Origin of the sequence: Pseudomonas sp. MYb185 (assembly GCF_002979975.1) — a bacterium.
Lineage (GTDB): Bacteria > Pseudomonadota > Gammaproteobacteria > Pseudomonadales > Pseudomonadaceae > Halopseudomonas.
Genome location: NZ_PCQD01000027.1, coordinates 1 through 1,691 on the forward strand (window position 1 = coordinate 1; position 1,691 = coordinate 1,691).

Genomic DNA, 1,691 nt, shown 5'->3' on the forward strand with positions numbered 1-1,691 from the left:
GAGACTGTGAAAGTATTTCCATTGCTCGGTAGGCTGGAGGCTGTTTTCCCTCTCACCGGTATGAAGCATGAGCCAACGTCGTTATAAATCAGGCATCGATCGCTCTCAAGAGACGCTGTTTCCGCCCCGGCTGGAGGACTACATCAGTGAGCATAATCCGGTCCGGGCGATTGATGCGTATATCGCCGGCCTGGATATGGAGGCCCTGGGTTTCACGCACAACGCCCCGGGACGTCATCAGGCTGGCCAACCGGCCTACGCGCCGCAGATGCTGTTGAAGCTCTATCTCTATGGGTACCTCAACCGGCTGCGCAGCAGCCGGACACTGGAACGTGAGAGCCAGCGCAATGTGGAGCTGATGTGGCTGCTGGAAGGTCTGCAGCCCAGTTACAAGACGATCGCGGATTTTCGCAAGAACAACGCGCAGGCATTACGTCGGACGCAGGCGCAGTTCATCGTGCTGTGCCGGGCGCTGGGACTTTTCGGCGGCCAGTTGGTCGCAGTGGACGGCAGTTTTTTCAAGGGCAATGTCAGCCAGAAGAGCTTTCGGACACACAGGAAGCTGACAGCGCAAATGGCGAAGCTGGAACAGGAGCTGGTACAGTGGCATCAGGCCCTGGATGCGGCGGATCGCGAGGAGGCTGGCGAGCCCGCGAGTCGGGAGGAGCGTGATCTGGCCGAGAAGCTTGACGCGCTGCGTGAGGCGCTGAAGGAGAAGACCGAGGCACTGGCTGACCTTAAGCAACGAGGCAAGAGCCAGCATTCACCGGTCGATGAGGATGCCCGCCTGTTGAGCAAGCGGGGACAAAGGGTGGCAGGCTTCAATGTCCAGATTGTCACCGATGCCCAGCACAAGCTGATCGTTGCCGATGAGGTCACGAACGAGCCGAATGACCTGAATTTACTCCACCCCATGAGTGCTCAGGCCAAGGCCGCGCTGGGCGTCGAGACACTGGAGGTGGTGGCGGATGCAGGCTACCTCAGCAGTGTGCAATGCCATCGGTGTCACGAGGAGGAAATCTATCCTTACCTGCCGGTGCCGTCGGCACGGGGGCGTACGGTCGCACCGGGCCGATTATCGAGGGAAGCCTTTGTCTACGAGCCTGAGCATGATCGCTATCGCTGTCCCGAAGGATACTATCTGATCGCCTCCTCCAAGCCCAAGGAGCAGGCGGGCCATTGGACACAGCGCTACCGCAGTCGTCGCCGTGATTGCTGCGATTGTGTACGCCGCGCCGAGTGTCTGACGGCCAAAGGGCAGGTCCGGGAGATATGGCGCGACCAATACGAAGCCGATACTGAAGCGGTCCGGCAGCGGGTGATGGCTCATCCCGAGCGGTTGGCGCAGCGCAGTGAGTTGGTGGAACACCCGTTCGGCACTCTCAAGCGACGGGCTGGCTGGGACCACTTCCTGGTACGGGGGCTGGAGAAAGTCCGTGGCGAGTGGAGTTTGATGGCGTGGGCGTATAACTTCAGTCGCGTATTGAATCTGCTGGGAGTGAAACAATTCCGGGAGATCTGCCAACGGCTGGCAGAGCTGTTGGCGTGTATTGCCCACCTGTTGGTGCTGTCGGCGTGTAGGTTCCCTCTGGGAAGTACCTGGCGCCTACAGGTGGGCAATAGTAGATAACAGCCTCCTATCCCGCCTTTTGGGTTCGCGAGCGAAGGCGAGGAAATACTTTCACGGTCTC

Annotated in this window: 1 protein-coding gene; it reads left to right on the forward strand. The window is 59.7% G+C overall.

What is annotated here, in order from left to right; all coding sequences use genetic code 11:
- The first annotated feature begins 67 nt into the window (after positions 1–67).
- A complete protein-coding gene (locus CQ007_RS18710) occupies positions 68–1,630 on the forward strand; it encodes an IS1182 family transposase (RefSeq protein ID WP_105647354.1) in 1,563 nt (520 codons plus the stop codon).
- The last annotated feature ends 61 nt before the right edge of the window (positions 1,631–1,691 follow it).

Excerpts from the sequence above, each read along its gene's own strand:
- CQ007_RS18710 (WP_105647354.1), top strand. The coding sequence starts at position 68 with ATGAGCCAACGTCGTTATAAATCAGGCATCGATCGCTCTCAAGAGACG.